The 20,047-nt window shown below is 66.9% G+C and carries 22 protein-coding genes; 2 read left to right on the forward strand and 20 right to left on the reverse strand.

All coding sequences use genetic code 11. The annotated features are described in order from the left end of the window. Nucleotides 1-134: 134 nt before the first annotated feature. The 5 genes from Q8N19_RS05065 to Q8N19_RS05085 all read right to left on the reverse strand — a co-directional run bounded on the left by Q8N19_RS05065 (nucleotide 135) and on the right by Q8N19_RS05085 (nucleotide 4,542). Nucleotides 135-1,277: a copper resistance protein B gene (locus tag Q8N19_RS05065; RefSeq protein WP_305588528.1), complete on the reverse strand. Its 1,143-nt coding sequence runs from the start codon at nucleotides 1,275-1,277 to the stop codon at nucleotides 135-137. Beyond that, nucleotides 1,274-3,121 carry a copper resistance system multicopper oxidase gene (locus Q8N19_RS05070; protein ID WP_305588529.1) on the reverse strand — a complete coding sequence of 616 codons (1,848 nt, stop codon included), beginning with the start codon at nucleotides 3,119-3,121 and terminating at the stop codon, nucleotides 1,274-1,276. Before Q8N19_RS05070 ends, Q8N19_RS05065 begins: the two co-directional genes overlap by 4 nt. Before the next feature lie 121 nt (nucleotides 3,122-3,242). After that, the gene (locus Q8N19_RS05075) at nucleotides 3,243-3,815 is read right to left on the reverse strand and encodes an RNA polymerase sigma factor (RefSeq protein WP_304714260.1); all 573 of its coding nucleotides are present in this window, start codon (nucleotides 3,813-3,815) and stop codon (nucleotides 3,243-3,245) included. Beyond that, nucleotides 3,812-4,252: a periplasmic heavy metal sensor gene (locus Q8N19_RS05080; protein WP_257817718.1), complete on the reverse strand. Its 441-nt coding sequence runs from the start codon at nucleotides 4,250-4,252 to the stop codon at nucleotides 3,812-3,814. Before Q8N19_RS05080 ends, Q8N19_RS05075 begins: the two co-directional genes overlap by 4 nt. Then, nucleotides 4,249-4,542 carry a hypothetical protein gene (locus Q8N19_RS05085; RefSeq protein WP_305588530.1) on the reverse strand — a complete coding sequence of 98 codons (294 nt, stop codon included), beginning with the start codon at nucleotides 4,540-4,542 and terminating at the stop codon, nucleotides 4,249-4,251. Before Q8N19_RS05085 ends, Q8N19_RS05080 begins: the two co-directional genes overlap by 4 nt. A gap of 159 nt (nucleotides 4,543-4,701) precedes the next feature. On the opposite strand from Q8N19_RS05085, the gene Q8N19_RS05090 reads away from it, so the two are divergent. Continuing rightward, a complete protein-coding gene (locus Q8N19_RS05090) occupies nucleotides 4,702-5,835 on the forward strand; it encodes an acyltransferase (protein WP_304714262.1) in 1,134 nt (377 codons plus the stop codon). A 66-nt stretch (nucleotides 5,836-5,901) separates the two neighbouring features. Here the strand turns inward: Q8N19_RS05090 and Q8N19_RS05095 are convergent, their stop codons facing one another. The 5 genes from Q8N19_RS05095 to Q8N19_RS05115 form a co-directional block, all read right to left on the reverse strand. Then, nucleotides 5,902-6,261, reverse strand: a complete 360-nt coding sequence (locus Q8N19_RS05095; RefSeq protein ID WP_304714263.1) for a DUF305 domain-containing protein — start codon at nucleotides 6,259-6,261, stop codon at nucleotides 5,902-5,904. Between the two features lie 17 nt (nucleotides 6,262-6,278). Beyond that, nucleotides 6,279-6,680, reverse strand: a complete 402-nt coding sequence (locus Q8N19_RS05100; protein WP_293395145.1) for a four-helix bundle copper-binding protein — start codon at nucleotides 6,678-6,680, stop codon at nucleotides 6,279-6,281. Nucleotides 6,681-7,019: 339 nt separating this feature from the next. Next, nucleotides 7,020-7,394, reverse strand: a complete 375-nt coding sequence (locus Q8N19_RS05105) for a hypothetical protein (protein ID WP_257835849.1) — start codon at nucleotides 7,392-7,394, stop codon at nucleotides 7,020-7,022. Between the two features lie 91 nt (nucleotides 7,395-7,485). Further along, a complete protein-coding gene (locus tag Q8N19_RS05110; RefSeq protein WP_066680675.1) occupies nucleotides 7,486-7,791 on the reverse strand; it encodes a hypothetical protein in 306 nt (101 codons plus the stop codon). 131 nt (nucleotides 7,792-7,922) lie between these two features. Next, on the reverse strand, nucleotides 7,923-8,201 hold the full coding sequence (locus Q8N19_RS05115) for a metal-sensitive transcriptional regulator (RefSeq protein ID WP_066680674.1): 279 nt from the start codon (nucleotides 8,199-8,201) through the stop codon (nucleotides 7,923-7,925). A gap of 92 nt (nucleotides 8,202-8,293) precedes the next feature. On the opposite strand from Q8N19_RS05115, the gene Q8N19_RS05120 reads away from it, so the two are divergent. Then, entirely contained in the window at nucleotides 8,294-10,645 is a 2,352-nt protein-coding gene (locus Q8N19_RS05120; protein WP_066680673.1) for a heavy metal translocating P-type ATPase, read from the forward strand. Here Q8N19_RS05120 and Q8N19_RS05125 read toward each other — a convergent pair. The 10 genes from Q8N19_RS05125 to Q8N19_RS05170 form a co-directional block, all read right to left on the reverse strand. Beyond that, entirely contained in the window at nucleotides 10,642-10,905 is a 264-nt protein-coding gene (locus tag Q8N19_RS05125; RefSeq protein ID WP_293395153.1) for a hypothetical protein, read from the reverse strand. The genes Q8N19_RS05120 and Q8N19_RS05125 overlap by 4 nt on opposite strands. A gap of 13 nt (nucleotides 10,906-10,918) precedes the next feature. Further along, nucleotides 10,919-11,488, reverse strand: a complete 570-nt coding sequence (locus tag Q8N19_RS05130; RefSeq protein ID WP_305588531.1) for an SRPBCC family protein — start codon at nucleotides 11,486-11,488, stop codon at nucleotides 10,919-10,921. A gap of 66 nt (nucleotides 11,489-11,554) precedes the next feature. Next, nucleotides 11,555-12,007, reverse strand: a complete 453-nt coding sequence (locus tag Q8N19_RS05135; protein WP_066680670.1) for an MgtC/SapB family protein — start codon at nucleotides 12,005-12,007, stop codon at nucleotides 11,555-11,557. After that, the gene (locus Q8N19_RS05140; protein WP_066680668.1) at nucleotides 12,000-12,887 is read right to left on the reverse strand and encodes a ribose-phosphate diphosphokinase; all 888 of its coding nucleotides are present in this window, start codon (nucleotides 12,885-12,887) and stop codon (nucleotides 12,000-12,002) included. Before Q8N19_RS05140 ends, Q8N19_RS05135 begins: the two co-directional genes overlap by 8 nt. A gap of 1 nt (nucleotide 12,888) precedes the next feature. Further along, on the reverse strand, nucleotides 12,889-14,412 hold the full coding sequence (locus tag Q8N19_RS05145; RefSeq protein ID WP_304714264.1) for a thymidine phosphorylase family protein: 1,524 nt from the start codon (nucleotides 14,410-14,412) through the stop codon (nucleotides 12,889-12,891). Continuing rightward, the gene (locus Q8N19_RS05150; RefSeq protein ID WP_304714265.1) at nucleotides 14,409-15,776 is read right to left on the reverse strand and encodes an MBL fold metallo-hydrolase RNA specificity domain-containing protein; all 1,368 of its coding nucleotides are present in this window, start codon (nucleotides 15,774-15,776) and stop codon (nucleotides 14,409-14,411) included. The genes Q8N19_RS05145 and Q8N19_RS05150 overlap by 4 nt, the downstream gene beginning before the upstream one ends. A gap of 82 nt (nucleotides 15,777-15,858) precedes the next feature. Then, nucleotides 15,859-17,133: a hypothetical protein gene (locus Q8N19_RS05155; protein ID WP_304714266.1), complete on the reverse strand. Its 1,275-nt coding sequence runs from the start codon at nucleotides 17,131-17,133 to the stop codon at nucleotides 15,859-15,861. 227 nt (nucleotides 17,134-17,360) lie between these two features. Beyond that, a complete protein-coding gene (locus Q8N19_RS05160; RefSeq protein ID WP_293396226.1) occupies nucleotides 17,361-18,056 on the reverse strand; it encodes a cytochrome C in 696 nt (231 codons plus the stop codon). Continuing rightward, the gene (locus Q8N19_RS05165; protein ID WP_304714267.1) at nucleotides 18,053-18,739 is read right to left on the reverse strand and encodes a hypothetical protein; all 687 of its coding nucleotides are present in this window, start codon (nucleotides 18,737-18,739) and stop codon (nucleotides 18,053-18,055) included. The genes Q8N19_RS05160 and Q8N19_RS05165 overlap by 4 nt, the downstream gene beginning before the upstream one ends. A gap of 1 nt (nucleotide 18,740) precedes the next feature. Next, nucleotides 18,741-20,047 (reverse strand): FAD-binding oxidoreductase (locus Q8N19_RS05170; RefSeq protein WP_305588532.1); only part of this gene is annotated, 1,307 nt, incomplete at its 5' end.

Raw genomic sequence — 20,047 nt, forward strand, 5'->3', positions numbered from 1 at the left:
CTCCTGAGAGATGCTGTTCCCAATAGCGCAAGCCTTGCTTGCAAACTTCCCTATCTTCCGAACGCGTCAGGCAACACCTGCCCGATTGGCCGGGCGTGAGACGTCTTGTTCCCGCCGGCTTCACCCAGACCAACCTAAAACCACGCACGAAGTCCGATCACAAAAGTCGTGCTCTCGACGTCCTCCCCGGCGGACCGGAGGAAATCCGCGGTCCCCCCGAAGGCACGCTCATAGGCAACACCGATGTAGGGCGCGAATTCGCGGCGAACCTCATAGCGGAGGCGGAGCCCGAGCTCTGCGTGCGTGATTCCAGAGCCAGTGTTGAGTCTTGGGAGCTTCTGCGCCGAAAGCCTCAACTCTGCCTGCGGCTGAAGGACCACGCGCTGGGTCAGTCGCAGGTCGTAGGTTCCCTCGACCCGCCCGGTCAGGTCGCCGCGATCGGACAAGAACGCTGCGGCTTCGACTTCGAACCAATAGGGGAAGAGGCTTTCAACCCCGACTGTCGCGTAGGTTCGCGAATTTCCGGACCCGAAGTCACGACGTACTCCGACTTGCACGTCGGTATAACGAGCCACTGCGCGGGAATAGAGCGCCTGAACTTCGGCGAGCTCGACCCCCTCGCCTCCAGAGCCCTCGCCTTCGGACTTGAGGACAAACCTGTTGATGTCGCCGCCGTACCAGCCTTCAACATCCCATCGATAGCCGCCGCCCAGTGGCTGGGATTGGTACTCTGCGAGGTTGAGCATCAGCTTCGCGATCCGTACACCCCCGTGCTCGCGCGCGAGGATTCCCCTGGCGCGTTGCATCGGCCCCGTCCCGAAGACCTGATCGGCCACGCTGTCGGTGATCACGGCCGGCGCCGGCGCATTGCCGACAGGCAAGGCGGCCGCGGTCTGGCCGCCTTGCATCGGCGACATCGTGTGTCCCGCATGAGGGTCCGCTGGGCCCGGCATGGTGTGTCCGGCATGCGGATCGGCGGAAGCCGCAGGTTGTGCGGGCATGGCGTGCCCGGCATGGGGGTCCACGGGCGCTGCTGAGGCGGCGCCTTGGGTCGGCTGCGATGGGCTCGAGGCGTTCGGCGGCTCCGGCATCGCGTGGCCCGCATGGGGATCGGCCGACGGCTTCGGCGCGGCGGGCATGGCGTGGCCTGCGTGCGGATCCGTGGGCGCGGGAGGCTGCGCCGGGATCGCATGACCGGCGTGGGGATCGGCGGCCTGGGCGGCGGCGGCTGTGGCCGAGCTGGCCAGCGCCAGGGCTAGGAGGGAGGTCCGGATCATGCCGCCGCTCCTTCGACCGGACGCACCTTGAAGACTTGGAACATGCCCGCGTGCATGTGGTAAAGCATGTGGCAGTGGAAAGCCCAGTCACCCCCCTCGGCGGTGAAATCGAACGACACCTTGCCGCCCGGCATGACGTTCACCGTATGCTTGCGCGGCAGATAGCCGACCGGCCCGTGCACAAGCTCGAAGAAGTGCCCGTGCAAGTGGATGGGGTGCGTCATCATCGAGTCGTTGATGAGGGTGACGCGCACCCGCTCACCGGCCCGGAAGGAATAGGCCGGCGGGCTCTCGCTGAACTTCCAGCCGTCGAAGCCCCAGATGAACCGCTCCATGTTGCCGGTGAGATGGATGTCCATCGCGCGATCCGGCGGCCTGGGGTCGGGGTTGGGATCCAGCGCGATGAGGTCCTTGTAGACCAGCACCCGATGACCGACGCTTTCCAGCCCAAGGCCGGGATCGCCGGTGCGATCCATCGGCATGGGCGCGATCATCTGCACGCCCGGCCCCTTCTTGATTTGAGGGGCCTTCGACCAGTCCAGCATGTTCATGTCCATGCCGCCCATGTCGCCCATCACATCCGAGCCACGCTGGCGCGGCGGCGCCATGCCGGGCGGCGGCCCGGCGGCCATGCCCGGCATGGCGCTATGATCCATCCCCGGCATGCTGGAGTGGTCCATTCCAGCCATGCCCGTAGCGCCCATGCCGGCGTGCGCCGACATGTCCATGCCCATGTCCTTCATGGTCAAAATGGGCCGCTCACGTAGCGGCGGCACGGCCGCGCTCATCCCAGCGCGGGGCGCCAGGGTCGCCCGTCCCATGCCAGAGCGGTCGATCGCCTCCGAAACGATCGTGTAGGCGCGATCCTCGGTCGGGTGGACGATCACGTCGTAGGTCTCGGCGTTGCCGATCTGGAACTCGTCCACCTCGACGGGCCGGACATTCTGGCCGTCGGCTGCGACGACCGTGAGCTTCAGGCCCGGAATGCGGACGTTGAAGACCATCTGCGCCGCACTGTTGATAAAGCGCAGGCGCACCCGCTCGCCGGGCTTGAAGAGCCCGGTCCAGTTGTCCTTGGGGCCGTGGCCGTTGACGAGGAAGGTCATCACCGCGCCGGTGACGTCCGAGATGTCGGTCGGATCCATGAGCATCTTGGCCCATTCGATCCGTTCGGCGAGGGTTTGGTCCTTACCGGCAAGCAGGCCGGCGATCGTCTGGCGCTGATAATTGAAGACCCCGCCCTGCTGCTTCAGCCGCTTGAAAATCAGGTGCGGGTGCATCTCGCTATGGTCAGCTAGCACCAAGACGTGCTCGCGGTCGTAAGCGACGGGATCGGGCTTCGCCGGCTCGATGACGATGGGGGCGTAGTGGCCCTCCGCCTCCTGCAGACCCGAGTGGCTATGGTACCAGTAGGTGCCTGACTGAATGATCGGGAACTCGTAGACGAAGGTCTCGCCGGGGCGGATGCCGGGAAAGCTGACCCCCGGAACGCCGTCCATCTCGAAAGGCACCAGCAGCCCATGCCAGTGGATCGAGGTGTCCTCATCGAGGGTGTTCGTCACCGCGATCCGGACCCGCTGACCTTCTTTCAGACGAATGAGCGGACCGGGCACGGTCCCATTGATCGTCACCGCGTGTCGGCGCTCGCCGTCGATCGTGATCGGTGTGTGGCCGATCGTCAGCTTGATGTCCTCGCCCGAAAGGGTCGGGAGGGTCGAGAGTAGGCCCGGCGTCGCGCTCTGCGCCCAGGCGGGCAGCAGCGAACTGATCGCCGCTCCGCCCCCGAGTATGGCCGCCCCTTTGATCAAGGTGCGGCGGTCAAGGTCAGGTCGTGGCCGGGACATTCGAAATCCTACGATCGAAACAACACACGAGGTGATGGGGCTTCCCACTGTGGGAAGGTCAAGCGCCCCGACCACACAAGCTCTACGCAGCTCGGGGCCATCGCCCCTGAACTTCCGAGGATTAAATCGCCGAGCGGTCGATAAGCTCCGCAAGCTGCTGGCGGGCCCGGTAGACGCGCGTCTCGACGGTCTTGACGGTCACACCCAGGAGCAAGGCGGCTTCCTGCTGCGTGAGCTCGTCGAAATACGTCAGGAGCAACGGCTCCTTCAGCTTGATCGGCAGGCGGTCGATGGCCTTCTGGATGACGGCCCGACGCTGCGCCGAGACGGTCGCCTCCTCGCCATCGGGTGCCGGGTCAGGCTGCGCCTGAGCCTCGGGGGATTGCTCGTCCTTCTCGCCCAGGATGAGCCGGCGCACCGCCAGACGGCGGGCGCGATCACGGCATTTGTTCAGCGCGATGGCGCGGAGCCATACGGGAAAGGCGCGTTGGCCGTCAAAGCGCGCGAGCGCCTTCCACGCCGCCACGAAGGTCTCCTGCACGACGTCGACGGCGGCGTCGGCATCGGCGACGTAGCGACGCACAAAGCCGTAGAGCGGCGGGTTGTGCCGCCGCATGAGCGTCGTGAACGCCCGATCCTCCCCGTCCAGCGCGCGCAGGACGAGATCGGCGTCCGTCTCTTCCTCAAGCGTCACGGCGCCTGTTCAGTGAGGGCCTCAGCGACACGCTTGTCGAACTGCGCGGCCTGGTCCGGCGTCAACACGGTGCGCATCGCCAGGACGTGCAGGATGGTTTCGTTCTGAAGGGCCCCCATGGCGTCGTGGAACCGTTCGACCGCGGCCTTCACCTCCGGCGAGTACTCGTGACGCACCTGAATGGCCCGGGCGAGCTCGGCGTTGGCGGCGCGCAACTCGGCCTCCCGCGCCCGACGCCGGACCGCGAAGTCTTGCTCGAGCACGTCCAGCCGCTTCCGCTGCTCGGGGGCGAGCTTCAGCTCTTCGTGGACGAACTCATGCAACGAAGGCTGGTGACGCTGGTCATAGATGTAGCGCGCGCCAATCCAGGTTCCCCCAACGGCCGCGATGACCGTCAGGAGCAGCGTGAGGATCAGCCCACGGCTGAAGAAACTCATCCGTGGTGATCCAGAAGGGTCGAGGGCGCGAGCTCTGCCTTGACAGAGAAGGCGGACACCTCTTGCGACTGCGCCGCCACCGCTGCTGCAGTCACCCCACCGCTCGCCACGCCCAACCCCAGCGCGCCAATCACGGCCGCGGCTCGAGCCACATAAAGCGTCGGCGCCGCCGCCCGCGCTTGGCGGACGCGCTCGATGCCCTTCCAGACCCTCGCCTCCAGCCTCTGGTAGCTGGCGGGTAGCGGCTCCGATCGAAGCGCTCTCAGTTCGTCATCAAGTCCGTCGTTCATCGCAACACCCCGATCATTCGTCATGACTCTATACGCAGGATCTGGTGGGCTCCCCTCAACTGAGGGCCGGCGGCGCCGTCCCGCGTATGTCCTATAGAGGTCGGGAGCTGGGGGGCTGCAATGGTTCGTCGCGAAAGCGAAGCGCGCGAGGCTGGAGGCGTGTTTCCAGCCGATCTCCCGGCTCTTACCAGCGTACGCTTCTTGTTGGCCTTGGGGGTGGTGCTCTTCCACTATCAGCTGCAGTGGCCTTGGGACGCCATGTCGTCGACCGGGTTCTTCGACCGGGCGCGGCTCGGGGTCGACGCCTTCTTCATCCTCTCCGGCTTTGTCCTGACCCACGCCTATCGCGATGCGATCGCCGGAAACCGGATGAATTATGGCAGGTTCCTGATCGCCCGCTTCGCCCGAATCTACCCGGCGCACCTGGCTGTGCTCGCCTTCGTGCTGGTCATGGTCACCACGGCGAGCCTGGTGGGCGCTGAGTTCGACCGCAATCTCTACAATCCCGCCGGCCTCGTCACGACACTGCTCCTCGTTCACGCCTGGCTCCCGGAGGTGGTGAAAGCCGAATGGAACGGTCCCTCCTGGTCGCTGTCCGCCGAGTGGTTCGCCTATCTCGCCTTCCCGGTATTTGCGTGGATCGGTCTGAAGCTTCGGCGCCGGCCGATGCTGCTCTTAGCGCTGACCGCCCTGCTCTTCCTGGCGCTGGACCAAGTCTACCAAGCCCTGTTCGACGACATTGTAGTGCACGCTGAAGCGAGCATGGGCATACTGCGCATCATCCCCGAATTCCTCTACGGCGTGGCCCTCTACCGCTTAGGAGAACGCCTGCTGCTTGGTCGCCGGGCCGCCGTCCTGTTCGCCGGGGCGGCGGCGATTCTTCTCGTCGCGCTGATGCACCTGAAGGCCGACGACCGATGGATCGTCGCTGCAGCGGGCCCGCTCGTACTGGCTCTGGCTATGCTCTCGAAGGTACAGGCCGAGGGTGTCCTCAAGGCGCGCTGGCCCCGCCTCGGGGGCGAAGCCTCCTACGCGCTCTATCTCGTCCACATGCCCATCCTGATCGCCTGGAAGGGCGTCTGGTCGGCCGCCCAGGGGCGCGACAGCGGCTATGTACTCGGCTGGTGGGAGGTAGCCGCGCTCTTGGCGCTGTCGCTTCTGGCGGCCATCGCCCTTCACCTACTGTTCGAGGGGCCGGCCCGTGCTTGGATTCGTCGCCGGGCGGATCGCCTTTGGCCCGCCCCTGAGACTCGGGCCCAGATGCGACCAGGCTCCCAGCCGCCTGACATCTAGGTCAGGGTCCAAGGGCGAGCGATCTGATCGGCCTGGGCGGGCGCAAGGAGCCCGCGGCTGATCTGCTTAGGGCTTCGGCGTGCGTCCGCCATGCTTGTCGAGCCAGGCCTGTAGCTCAGCGATCTCCTTGCGCTGCTCGTCCGCCGTCTTCTGCGCCATCCTCTTGATCTCTGCGTCGTCACCATGCTTCAGCACCGCCTCCGACATGGAGACCCCGCCCCTATGGTGCTCGATCATCTTGAGCGCCCAGGCTCGATCGGGATCGGCGTCGTTGGCGGACATCATCTTCTGATGCATGTCCTGCATGCCCTTCATGTAGTCCTGCTTGGCCATTTGGCCGTGTTGCATGCTGGTGGGGCCCTGCTGAGCAAGGGCCGGTGCGGCGAGCAGCGCGGCCGCAGCCGCAACGATGGCGATCATTTTCATCTGGGAGCCTTTTGCGATCAGTGAAACGTCTGGAGGGCGGCCTGACAGGCCTGTTCGCAGCGCCGGCACGATTCGGCGCAGATGCGGCAGTGCTCATGCATGCTGGCGTGACGGTCGCATTCCTCCGCGCAGAGCCGGCAGGCCTCCTCGCATGCCCTCAGCACACTCTGGATGATCGGTTCGTTTGAGCCGGTGCGGCGTGATGCGATGTGGCCAGCGGCCGTGCAAATGTCGGCGCAGTCGAGGTTCAGGCGAATGCATTGGGTCAGCTGCGCGACCATCTGCTCGCCCAGGCAGGCATCGGCGCACGACGTGCAGCTCTGAGCGCAGTCGAAGCATTCCTCGATGCAGCGGATCAGGCTGTCGTTTGTGTTTCCGCGCACCTGGGGGTGCGTACTTATTATTTCATGGGCGTGCATGGCCGTCATCCTATGCAGGTGGATGGCCGCTGAACCCTCATTCTGGAGTTCCGTTCCGCCGCACGGGCCGAGGAGCGAAATCTTTTGTCCGTAGAACTGAAAAACCGAGGGAGCAGCCTTCCGCGTGCGTATTGCCGCTCGTCTTTTCCGGGCTCAAGCGGGTGGGGGTGAACTCATCATGGGAGCGCAGTGACGCTCACGCGAAGCCTCACAGCTAGCTTGCCGGAGATGGGAAACGCACGGGAGTTCGTCAGTGGGCGGCTCCGGGCTAAGCGTCATTAACATCCCGTGCTCGTGCGCTACGGCAGAAATGCACAGGGCCGGACCCGACGGCGCCACCTACATGTGTCCGTCCATCTTCATCGGCGGATCCGCTTTCTTCATCGGGATGGAGCCGTCGTTCTTGGCGCCCATGCCGTCGGCATGCGCCTTGGCGCCCATCTCCATTCCGCGCTCATGCGCATCGCGTTCCATCTCCATCCCTTCACGGTGCCCCTCGGCGCGAGCCTCTTCTAGGGTTTCAGACGAACTGGAATGATGCTCGCCGGCTTCGCCCGGGGCGTCGGGCGTCGTCGCCGGAGCCGTGGCGACGGGCGACGGGGCGCCGGGCGCCGGAGCCTCCGTCTTCTGCTCGCACCCGGCCAGGCCGATCGCCGCCAAGGCGACGGAGCCAGCCAAGGCCTTTAGCAGACGGGGCGGCAAGAGATGGGTCATGGGTCGCGTCCTGTCGGTGGGTCAACGAAGCGGCAGATAAAGTGAGGCCGACCGGCTGCAGCATGAAGGGCGCAGCCGGTCGGCCGCTTTCCTACTTCTTGGCTTCAGCCATCTTTGCGGCGCACTTTCCGTGCATCTTATCCATCTCGGCCTTGCTGAGCGGCTTCATCTTCATGACCCCGGGAGTGCCTTTCATGGAGGCGTGGTCATGCATGACGCGGCCGTCCATCTTCCGGCCCATGACGCTCTTGCACTCTTCGTGGGTTGGGTTGGCGGGATCCTTGACCGAAACGGTGGCGTCGGCCGCGGCCTTGTGATCCCCGTGTTCCGGCTGCGCGTAGCTCTGGCTGGCGGTGGCGAGGCCGAGGGCCGCGATGGCGACGAATAGGGTACGCATGGGTGTGTCCTTTGCTGGTCGGCGGACAGCGGCTCGCCGTGCCCTCGATTGAAATATGCCAAACCCTAGCGTTCCCTCCAAACCCAACCTTGATATCGATCAAGCGCCGCTGCGGCGGGACGCCAGCGCCATCAGTTCCGGAGCTTGCCGATCAGCTCGACCAGCTCGGCTGTCTTCTGTTCGCGCTCCGCCACGTCGCCGCTGGCCGCCATCGCACCAGCGACGCAGTGTTCGAGGTGGTCTTTCACGAGTTCGCCCTCAACCCGACGCAGCGCCGCCCTCGCGGCGTGCAGTTGCGTCAGGATGTCGAGGCAGTAGCGATCCTGCTCCACCATGCGGGAGATGCCTCGCACCTGCCCTTCAACCCGGTTCAGCCGATTGATCAGACGTGGCTTGTTCGTGCGTTCCATCAAAGCCTCCGCCGCTCGGTGCGGCAACATACAGAAAGCCGCGATTTGATCCATGCCCCACTGGGGTATATATACGCCGAACAGGAGGCCCCATGAGCGGTCAAGGCCATACCCACCATCATCATGCTGACCCCAGTGACCGCCAGGCGGCTGTCGTGGCGGTCACCGACCCGGTCTGCGGCATGACGGTTGATCCGGCGACCACCCCGCACCACGCGGAGCATGCGGGGCAGACCTTCCACTTCTGCTCGGCCGGGTGCCGCACCAAGTTCGTCGCCGATCCGGCGAAATACCTGACCAAGGATGAGGCCCCGTCCGCTGCGGCGCCGGCAGGGACGATCTACACCTGTCCGATGCACCCCCAGATCCGGAAGGAGGGACCGGGCAACTGCCCCATCTGCGGCATGGCGCTCGAGCCGGAGACCGCGACCGCCGAAGGCGGTCCGAACCCCGAGCTGATCGACATGACCCGCCGGTTCTGGGTGGGTCTCGTCCTCACCCTGCCCGTTCTCGCGCTCGAGATGGGCGCGCATGTCCTCGATCTGCACCGCTGGATTTCGCCCACGACGTCGAACTGGGTGCAGCTCGCCCTGGCGACCCCCGTCGTGCTGTGGGCCGGCTGGCCCTTCTTTGAACGGGGCTGGGCGTCCCTGCGGACGCGCAACCTCAACATGTTCACCCTCATCGCCATGGGGATCGGGGTGGCCTGGGCCTACAGCGTCGTGGCCACGCTGGCGCCGCACATCTTCCCTTCGGCGTTCCGGCGCACCGATGGCAGCGTTGCAATCTACTTCGAAGCCGCGGCCGTGATCACGGTCCTCGTGCTGCTGGGTCAGGTGCTGGAACTGCGGGCCCGCGAGCAGACCTCGGGTGCGATCAAGGCGCTGCTGGACCTCGCGCCCAAGACCGCGCGACGGGTCCGGACGGATGGGACTGACGAAGAGGTCACGCTCGACCAGATCCTGGTGAGCGACCAGCTGCGGGTGCGGCCGGGCGAGAAAGTCCCCGTCGACGGCGAGGTCGTGGACGGCCGCGTCTCGATCGACGAGTCGATGGTCACCGGGGAATCGATGCCCGTGACCAAGGAAGCAGGCGACAAGGTCGTCGGCGGCTCGATCAACAAGACCGGCTCCTTCGTGATGCGGGCCGAGAAGGTCGGGGCCGACACCCTGCTGTCGCAGATCGTCCACATGGTCGCCCAGGCCCAGCGCTCTCGGGCGCCGATCCAGCGCATGGCCGACCAAGTCTCGGGCTGGTTCGTCCCAGTGGTGATCGTGATCGCTGTCCTGGCATTCGCCGGCTGGGGGGTCTTTGGTCCCGAGCCGAGGTTTGCCTTCGGCCTCATCGCGGCGGTCTCGGTGCTGATCATCGCCTGCCCGTGCGCACTTGGACTGGCGACGCCGATCTCGATCATGGTGGGGGTCGGTCGCGGCGCCGGGGCCGGCGTGCTCATCAAAAACGCCGAAGCCCTGGAGCGGTTCGAAAAGATAGACACGTTGGTGATCGATAAGACCGGAACTCTCACCGAGGGGCGGCCAGCGGTCACCGCCATCGTGCCCGCCGCGGGTTGGGACGAAGCCGAAGTGCTTCGCCTGGCCGCCAGCCTCGAGCGTGGCAGTGAGCATCCCCTCGCGGACGCCATCCTCCGCGCCGCAAGCGATCGCAAGCTAAGCCTTTCAGAGCCGTCCGACTTTGACTCGCCCGTCGGCAAGGGCGTTCTGGGCTCGATCGACGGGCGGCGTCTGGTGCTCGGATCCGGCAAGTTTCTGAAGGAACAGGGGGTCGACACCGGGGAACTCGATAGTCAGGCAGAGTCGCTCCGCACTGACGGCGCTACGGCAATCTTCATGGCGGTGGACGGACAGGCCGCAGCGGTGTTCGCCATCGCCGACCCCATCAAGGCCACCACGCCCGAAGCCGTTCGCCTCCTGAAGGCCGAAGGCGTGCGGCTCGTCATGATGACCGGCGACAACCGCACCACGGCGCTCGCCGTGGCCCGCAAGCTCGGCATCGACGAAGTCGAGGCCGAGGTTCTACCGCAGGACAAGGCGGCCGTGGTCGAGAAGTTCCGCGCCGAGGGCCGCAAGGTGGCGATGGCGGGAGATGGCGTGAACGATGCGCCGGCGCTGGCGGCGGCCGAAGTTGGGATCGCCATGGGCGCGGGGTCCGACGTGGCCATCGAGAGCGCGGGCGTGACCCTCCTGAAGGGCGATCTGCAGGGGATCGTCAAGGCGCGGCGGCTGTCCCGCGCCGTGATGCGGAATATCCGCCAGAACCTCTTCTTCGCCTTCGTCTATAATGCGGCCGGCGTGCCGGTAGCGGCCGGCGTCCTCTACCCGGTGTTTGGCTGGCTGCTCTCGCCGGCGATCGCGGCGGCGGCCATGGCGCTGTCCAGCGTCAGCGTGGTGACCAACGCCTTGCGGCTACGAAGCGTAAAGCTCTAGCGCGGACGGGTCCCGTCCGCCGGCGGCGCCGGGTGCAAATCGGGTTCGTCCGGCGACATGATGTCGGTTTGCGACGGGTCCTTCCCGAAGGCGGACTGGTCGTGGGGTTCCCCCATTTCGTCCGCCGCGGCGGCAGGCGCGACCTCGCCAGACTGCGGGCCGCCGGGCTCTGCGGAGCAGCTCGTCAGGATGAGGAGCACGGCGGCGGCGAGCCCTTTCGTCGATGTGAGATGAGCCTGCGCGCTGGCCAGCCATCGCATACGTGAGCCCTCGCTACGCCGACTGTCGTTCGGTCGACGCGAAATGCTGGACGGCGTCGATCACCATCCGACGCACGCACCAGCGCGCGTAAAGCCCCGCAAGGGCTGGAAGCCACCTCGCCCACCCCCGGCTCGGCAGGGCGTAGTCGATCCAGACGGACAGGCGCGAACCGGCCCCCTCTTCGGTGATGGCGAAGCCCATCTCGTATCCGCCGATGACCAGGAGCCTCGGCTCCCCCGTTGTGCGCCAGACCTTACGGTGCGGCGGGTCGCGGACCGTGACCACCTCGTCGACAAAGAGCGACAAGCCAAACGCCGCGCCGCCCATGCGGATGTGCGAGCCCACCGCCTGGCCACGCCCCGCGTCGAACTCGTAGGTCATACGACCGCCGCCCATCATCACGGACGGTCGGCCCATGTGCTCGGCCAACCGGGTCTGGTCGTCCAGGCGGTCGAACACGGCCCGCGGCCGCGCGGGCGTCCGAGCGGTCGCCTCGCGGCGATGGCGGAACGCACCGACCTGGGGCCGTGCGCCGCCACCGGCGCCGGTCGGCGATGGTCCGACGGACTTGGCTCCCGGCATGGCGACCTCCAATCGATCGTAGCGTGACGCCGCCCGGAGAGGCGCAGGCGTGACCGCGCCAGGGCGCTAGCGGCGCGGGGCTTTGTCCTTCGTTTCCTCCGCCGCCGCCGTCTTGGCGGCGAACGGCTCCGGCGCCATCAAGAGGATGAAGGTCAGTCCAGCGCCCAGCGCCATGAGCAGCCACTCCCCGAGGCCGGCGGCGAAGCCCGCGAGCGCGGATACCCAGACCGCTGCGGCGGTCGTCACGCCGTGGATCGAGCGACCGCAGGCGGGGTGCATGATCACGCCGGCGCCGACGAACCCGACCCCCATCAGCACCCCTTGGAGCACGGTGCTGATGACCCGCGCGTCGTCGCTGTGGAGTCGCATGGCGATGACGCCGGCCATGGCGCCGGCTGTGGCGATCAGCGCGAACGTGCGCGCGCCGACGAAGCGGATCCGTCGGGACCGCTCGAGCCCGATCAGAAAGCCCACGGCCGCGGCGGCGACGACCCGAAGGACCACGTCGAGATCAGACACCAGCGACTTCCTCGCGCAGGACGGTCGCGATGAGCGGGGCCACGGAGATGGCGTTCGTGGCGTGCGGCACTGCGTCGGTGGAGACGACGCGCGCCGAAGCGCCGGCGACCTCGGTCAGGGCGTCGCCCCCGAAGATCGCGTGCACGATGGCGCAGATCGGGGGCGGGAACCCCCGCAAGCCGAGCTCGCGGGCCGCCGCCGTCAAGGTGCGGCCGGAAGACGCAATGTCGTCGATCAGCACCGGCTGACGGCCGGCGAATGCGGTCAGGTCGGGAAAGGTGATCCTGACGTCGCGATCGCCGAACCGCTCTTTGCGCAACACGACCACCGGGGCGTCAGCGGCCGCGGCCACGTCCGAAGCCCATTGCTCACTCTCGCTGTCCGGTCCGATCACCAGCGCATTTGGGACTTCGGAACGGATCCAGGCGCCGAGCAGATCCGCGGCATGGAGGGTCACACAGGGGATGGTGTAGAGGTCGCTGAGGGTCTTGAAGCGATGTAGATGAGGATCGACGGTGATCAGCCGGTCGAACGCGCCCGAGAGCAGGCGCGCGAACGCGCGTGACGTCACCGCCTCCCCCGCCTTGAACGCCTTGTCCTGGCGCATATAGCCGAGGTACGGCGCGACCAGCGTCACCCGTTTGGCGCCCTGCTCACGCGCGGCCGCAGCGACGAACAGGAGCGTCAGGATGACGCTGTCGATGCGCACCAGGCTGCAGACGATGTCGACCTGGCGGCCGGCCGGGTCGTCCAAGATGCGAACGTAGTGCTCGCCATCGGGGAACTGGCGCGTCTCGAGCCGCCCGAGCTCGGCGCCGGCGGCCTCAGCGAGCTTGGCGGCGAAGGCTTCATGGCCCGGCAGAGCCAGCATGAGACGCATGTCAGGCCTCCAGTTGCACGATGTCGGGGTTCGCGGCGGCGAATTCGAGCGCGTAGGCCAATTCGCCTTCCGCTTCGGCGTGCACGGTCATGAGCGGTTGTCCCTGGGCGACGTCGTCGCCCAGTCGCGCGTGCAGCATGACCCCTGCCGACTTGGCGTCCGGGGCGCCCGCGAGCTTGGCCAGCCTGGCTAGGGTCCGGTTGTTGATGCTTGTCAGCCGCCCTGCGCGGGATGCCAAAACCGGGTGCGTCAGGGCGGCCTTCGGCGGCTGCCGCAGCCCGCCTTGAGCCTCGCAAATGGCCTCAAACTTCGCCCACGCCCGTCCGTCCGCGAGCGTGGTCTCGGCAAGCGCAAAGCCTGTCCCGGCGGCGGTTCGGCCGGCCAGTTCGAGCGCGGCGCCGGCCAGCATGCAGGCGCGCCGCCGCAGGTCCTGCGGAGCGTGGGCTTCGTTCTTCAGCACGGCCAGAACGTCGTGCGCTTCCAGCGCGGGACCGATCCCGCGCCCGACCGGCTGCACGCCGTCGGTCATGACACACCGCAGTTCCACGCCGAAGACGCGCCCGACCTCGCTCAGCTCCGCGGCAAGCTCAGCGGCCGCCTCGTCGGTCCTGACCTTGGCCGTCGCCCCAACCGGTATATCGATCACGATGTGGGTCGATCCGGCGGCGATCTTCTTCGACAGCACTGAGGCGATCAGTTGGCCTCGCGTGTCGATGTCCAGCACCCGCTCCACCCGGATCAGGATGTCGTCGGCGGGACTGAGGCGGACCGAGCCGCCCCATACCAGGCAGGCGCCCTCCCGCTCCACCACGCGCCGCATGGCGGCGACGTCCAGGTCGACGGGGGCGAGCGTCTCCATGGTGTCAGCCGTTCCGGCGGGACTGGTGATCGCGCGCGACGATGTCTTCGGCATCAGCAGACCGTGCGACGCGACGATTGCCACGACGATCGGGGTGGTGCGATTGCCGGGAAGCCCGCCGACCGAGTGCTTGTCGATGACAATCGGCGATGGCCAGGTCAGCCGCTCGCCGACCTCGATCATCGCGCGCGTGAGGCCGACCGTCTCCTCGAGGTCCAGAGGGAGCGCCGAGCAGGCGGTGAGGAAAGCGGAAAGGTGAACGTCCGTGTAGCGTGCGGCGGCGACATCCCTGACGATCGACTGGAGCGCCGCCAGATCGAGCCGCTGCCCGTAGATCCGACGCCGGACCGCCGAGAGGGAGCCAAGAGGCGGCGGATGGCGGACGGTGAGCTCCGCCCCCTCGGCAATGCCCAGCCGCGCCCAGGCGGCTTCCGACAGGCCCGCTTCCCCATGGCCAAGAAGGCCGTCGGACACCTGGTACAGAAGCGCGAGCACCTCGCGCCCATTCGCCACTAGCAACACCTGCGAGCGCGGGCCGAGACCCTCGGAGCGGCAGACGTGGCAGTCCGAACGCATGAGAACGACGGCGTCGTCCTGGCTGAACAGTCCCAGCCGCCGAGCCTTCAGGGTCGGTGTGGGAGAACGGGGTTGCGCCTCCACGGTCACGACAGGCCGTAGGCTTCGTCCTGAGCGGAGATCGTGCAATCCCACCCCAGGTCCGCCTCGATGCGCGCCTTCAGTCCGACTGGGCCGTCATCCTCCCCGTGGACGATGAACGTCCGGGCCGGCGGGCGCTTGAAGCCGGCCAGCCAGCGCATGATCTCGTCCACGTCCGCGTGGGCCGAGAGCATCGGGAGGTTCGCCACCTCGGCTCGAATGGGGATCCACTGCCCGTGGATCTTCACTTCGCGGGCGCCCCCGAGCAGCGCCTGCCCGCGGGTTCCGGCCGCTTGATAGCCTGAGAAGAGCACGGTGTTGCGGGCGTCCGGGCCGTACGCCTTCAGATGGTGCAGCACGCGCCCGCCGGTCGCCATGCCGCTGGCCGATATGATCACCTTGGGCATGCTGTTGTGGCTTAGAGCCTTCGACTCGTCGACGTCGCGCGTATAGGTCGCGACCTCGCAAGATGCCCGGCAGACATCCTCGGCCAGCTTGTGATCGGCCCCATGGCGACACAGAAGGTCGGTCGCATCAGTCGCCATGGGACTGTCGAGATAGATGGGCGTCAAAGGCAGCGCCCCATCCTGCTTGAGTTTCGACAGCAGGTAGAGCAGCTCCTGGGCGCGCCCGACGGCGAACGCCGGAATCACGACAGTGCCGCCCCGCGCGGTCGTGCGCTCGATCACCTGCAGCAGCGCTTGCGCTGGCGCCACCGGATCGTGGCGACGGTCTCCATAGGTGGACTCCACGATCAGGTAGTCGGCGTGCGGCACGGGCTCGGGATCGGGCGTGATCGGATCGTCGTAGCGGCCGAGGTCCCCCGAGAAGACGACAGTCTTCCCGCCCCACCGAATCTCGACGGTTGCGGCGCCCAGGATGTGGCCCGCGTAGCGGAACGTGGCCGTGGCGCCATGTCCAAGGTCCACCGGTTTGCCGAAGGCGACGGGCCGGAGCTGGCCAATGGCGCGTTCGGCGTCATGCTTGCCGTACAGCGGGAGCGCGGGCTTGTGCTTGGAAAAGCCGTGCCGATTCGCGAACTCGGCGTCGCTTTCCTGGATCTTGGCGCTGTCCAGCAGCAGGAGTTCCGCCAGATCGGCCGTTGCCGCCGAGCAGTAGATTGGGCCTCGGAAGCCTTCTCGCACCAGCCGTGGCAGGTAGCCGGAGTGATCGAGGTGCGCATGGGTCAACACCACGGCGTCGATGGAGGCCGCCTCGCGGGACAGCGGCTCCCAGTTCTTGAGGCGCAGGGCCTTCAGACCCTGGAACAGCCCGCAGTCCACGAGCAGGCTTCGCCCCCCAAGCTCAAGCAGGTGCTTCGAGCCCGTCACCGTTCCTGCGCCGCCTAGCGACGTCAGCGTCAATTTGGCCATGCGCCCTCCGATCCCTGCCAAATACTACGCGCGCGGCCGGCCGCGCCCTTGCCGCAGATCAAAGCTGCGCCGCTTCCGCCCGTCACGTCACGAAGACGGGCGCAAAGCCGCCGCCCGGCGTGCGGAAGTTCGTTGTCTGACCCCGATAGACTCGCGCCGCCGCGAGGAGCGGCAAGCCGACGTAGGTGTAGAGACGTACGTCAAGCTTGAGCGCCAGGACCTCGCCGTCGATTCTAATGCGCCGCTCGGTCGGTGCGGCCAGTTCCTGGGCGATATAGCCCCCGCGCTGCACCTCCTCCCAGACCCCGCGGGTCATCTTATCGCCGCGATAGACCGCCTTGCCGCCGTGGCCGCCCGCCGGCTTGAAGAAGTACCGTTTGCGCGCCGACCACAGGGCCTCCGCGGTCTCTGCGCTCACCAGGATCGTTCGAGGCACCGCCGAGAGACTGCGCCGCTGGGCGGGCGACAGTCCCCAACCGGCCGGCGCGGCGGGGTCGGACAGCACCGTCAGGTTCCGCTTGTCCGCGAGGAGGGCGTGGTTGCGCGGATTAGGCGTGAGAACGACAGCGCCCGCCAGATAGGCGTCACGCAGCGCCCCGTGGCTCTCGCCATCCAGCGCGAAGTCGACCAGCCGGTTGTAAACCAGATCGATCACTTCCTCGCCGTGCCGAAGCTGGCCCTGGGCGAAAGACAACTCTGCAGGATCGACGATCCTGACCTTCAGGCCGCGCCGCTTGAACGCGCGCTGGGCGAGCAGGAACTCAGGGAAGAGGTACTGCTCGGTCGGGCGATCGTCGATGATGGCGAGGGTGCGCGGCTGACTGGCGCGACCCTGAGACCGCCACTCTTGCTCGAACATCCGCCACACGGCCGCTTCGAAATTCGCGGCCGGCGTCGCTTCGATCGCGTCTCGCGCCTCGCGGCAGCACGCACCCTGGGCGCGGGCGAGGAAGGCGTTCAGAAAGGCGCCGCCGGCGTTGGTGTTGACTTCGATCAGCTTCGGCCCGCTCGCGCCGAGATGGAAGTCGTACCCCGTGAAGACGCCGCGGGGCCCGAAGTCATGCCGCGCGATTTCGGGCGCCCAGGCCATCACCGCCGCCTGATAAGTGGGGTCGCTGGCCGCCGCCTCGATCGCATCGACGACCGCAAGCATGGCGTCCAGATCCGCGCGCGCGAGGAACACCGGCATTTCGGCGAAAAGGTGCGGCCGGCCGTCCAGCAGAGCCGCTGCGAGGTCGGCGTCCAGCGCTTCGGCCTGGATCGCCGCAACGAGGCTGGCACGATCCAGCGTGATGCAGAAGCACTCACGGTTGAGCACGGCGTCACGGTTTTCAACACCTCGAGCGTCGTGGGTCATGCCCTTCTCCTCTAAGCCAGTCGACATCAGCCTGACGAGAACCGGCATCTTCGCTACCCGCTCGGCGGGCGCGTGGCCCGCATTGATCGCGATCTTGATTGCGGCGATGGAATGGCCGGCGACCCAGGCGGGCTCGACAAGTCCCTCGGGCGGAGGCGCAGAGATGGCTGCGGTTCATGAGCAGCGCCGGGAATCTAGGGCGGTCGCAACGTCGTGATACGTCCGGGTCAATGTACCTTTACCATGCCAACGCCCTTGATGTTGTTGAACGAGTCGGTCTGGTGACAGAGGTAACACTGTTCGACCCGAGCCCCCTTCTGGCCTGAGATGGGACGGTCCATCATTTCGAAGTGCATCATGTAGTGGCTGGGCGGCGCCTTGTGGCACTGCGCGCAGTCAGTGGACTTGGGACTCGGATGGAGGAAGGTCTTGATCTCCCAGCTCTCGGTCTGGTGACAGCTGGCGCACTGCTTGCCGAAGAATCCGCCGTGAGGATCTTGAACCGCATGGCAGGTGGCGCACTGCAGGCTCCCCGAGCCGCCATCGCGCCGCTGTGCGACCGCCTCGAGCACAGCGTGATCCATTTTGGTGGGCCGGACGGCGCGACCCTGGTGCTCGACGTGACAGCCTTTGCAGTCCCCGATGTTCTGGTGAAACGCGGTCGCGGGTTTCATCAGCAACTCCTGCGCCGGCGCATGGCAGGTGACGCACTTCTCCGCCGTCACACCCGCGACCGGCGCATGGCAGCTTTCACACTTGTCACCCAGAAAGGCGTGGGCCTCGGAAAGGGCCCCCGGCCGCACCGCGCCCGTCCATCCAGGCAAGGCGTGGCTGCCACCTTGCCAAAGCGTCCACACGACCCCAACGACGAAGACCACGCCGAATACGCTCAGCGCCGCGTAGATCTGGCCCGGCAGCTTCATGGGAGCCACCTCAGTCCATAGTAGACGCCGGACCAGATGTGCAGCGCGAGCAGCGTGTACATGACGATGGCGGCGAGGATGTGGGTGACCACCCACCGGTTCAGCGCGCGCTTCAAAGTCTCGCGGGCGCCGATGGCGAACTCCAGGTCGGAAATGGCGCCTAGCAGGTGATTGACCTTGAGGCCGGAGGGATCGACCACAACCTCATCCTTCAGGCCGACGGCGGACAGCGCGAGGCTGTCATAGCGATCCCTCAGCACGGAGAGCTGGCGTTGTTGATCCCGCAAATCCTGGCCAAGCTCGACGAGGAAGTAGCGTCCGACAAAGCCGGTGGCGACGACCAGAAGCATTGAGACCATGAGCCCCACCCCCAGGGGACTCTCTAGCTTATGGCCTGAGTGCAGGACGCCCAGCACCGCGCCGATCGCCCCGGCATAGACGTGGAAAGTCAGAATCGCGCCAAGGGAGACCTGCCGCGCGCTGAGCAGCGCCTTCACCCGCCCCTGCCGCTTCACGAGGGCGTACGCCAGTAGGGCGACAAAGAGCACAGCTGCGGCTATGCCCAGGGCCCCGCCGGCCAAGCTCCCGGGAAACCGGGGCGCTGAATGCAACAGGAAGGCGGGCGCGGTGAGCGCAAGTGCGCTCAGCAGGCCTTCCACAATGACCTTCTCACTTCGCGTCATGTCACGCGTCCACGACGAGGTCGCCGACGGACTTCGCCTGGCAGGCGAGAATGACCCCGTCGCGCTTTTCCCCCTCCGTCAGAGAATCCTGGACCTCCATGCTCACAGATCCCTGCCGCAGTGGCACCTTGCAGCGGCCGCAGATCCCGACCCGGCACTCGTAGTCGATGGCGACGCCGATGGCCTCGGCGGCCTCCAGCACCGATTGGTCCGGCGCTAAGCGCCCGGACTTGTTGGACTTGGCAAAGGTCACCGTCGCCTGCGCCGACGGCGGGGCCGAGGGAGAGGCGACTGCGACATCGACGACGGCCGTGACCGCGGCTGCGGGGGGCTGGGTTTCCAGGACTGGACCACCCTTCGGGGGCGCGAAGTTCTCCGTCTTCACCTGATCGTCCGGCACGCCCATTCCGCGAAGGACGCCCTTCACCGCTTCCATCATCGCGGGCGGGCCACAGAGATGGACCCGGCGGCGGACGATCTCCGGAACGGCCGCGGTGATAAACTCGGGCGTCATAAACCCCACGGAACCAGCCCATTCGGTCCCTTCGGGCTGAGAGACGACAGTCGTGACGTGGACGTTCGGGTGCCGGCGCGCGAGATGCGCCAGTTCCTCGCGGAAGATGATGTCGGCGGGCGTGCGCACCCCGTAGAGAAGGTAGATGTCGTGGGGATAGGCGCGGTCCGTGAGATAGCGCAGCACGCTCATCATAGGCGTAATGCCAACCCCGCCCGCGATCAGAACGATGCCTTCCGCCTCCTGACCGGTGAAGAAGAAGCTCCCGGCGGGGGCGGCCACCTCGATGAGATCGCCGGCGTCGACGCGGTCGTGGAGGTGGCGAGACTCCAAGCCGTATTGCTCACGTTTCACGGTCAGCTCGATGTAGTCCCGTTGCGTGGGCGAAGAGGAGATGGTGTAGGATCGGCGGACCTTCTTGCCATCGATCTCGGAGGTGACCGTCGCGTACTGTCCCGGAAGGAAAGTGAACGGGAACGGGCCGAGGTTTGGCTCCATCAGCCGGAACGTCTTCACGCCGGGCGTTTCGTCGAAAATCGCCTTGATCCGCAGGACGCCGATCCAGGGACGCCGCGCGGGCGCTCCGGCTTCTGCCGCCTTCGACATGACAGCAGGGGCTGAACCCGGCGAAGCTGCGGGTTCAGCGGTCGATGGCTCAGCTGGAGCGCCGGGTGTCAGCCGCTCGGCCAGCGCCCCCACACGGCGCGCGCGGATCCATTGCAGCCAGAGCGCCCCCGTAAGAGCGGCGCCCAGAAGGATCATGAGCAGAACGTGCAGCCAGGAGAGACCGCGAA

It is taken from the genome of Phenylobacterium sp. (genome assembly GCF_030693405.1).
Taxonomy (GTDB): domain Bacteria; phylum Pseudomonadota; class Alphaproteobacteria; order Caulobacterales; family Caulobacteraceae; genus Phenylobacterium.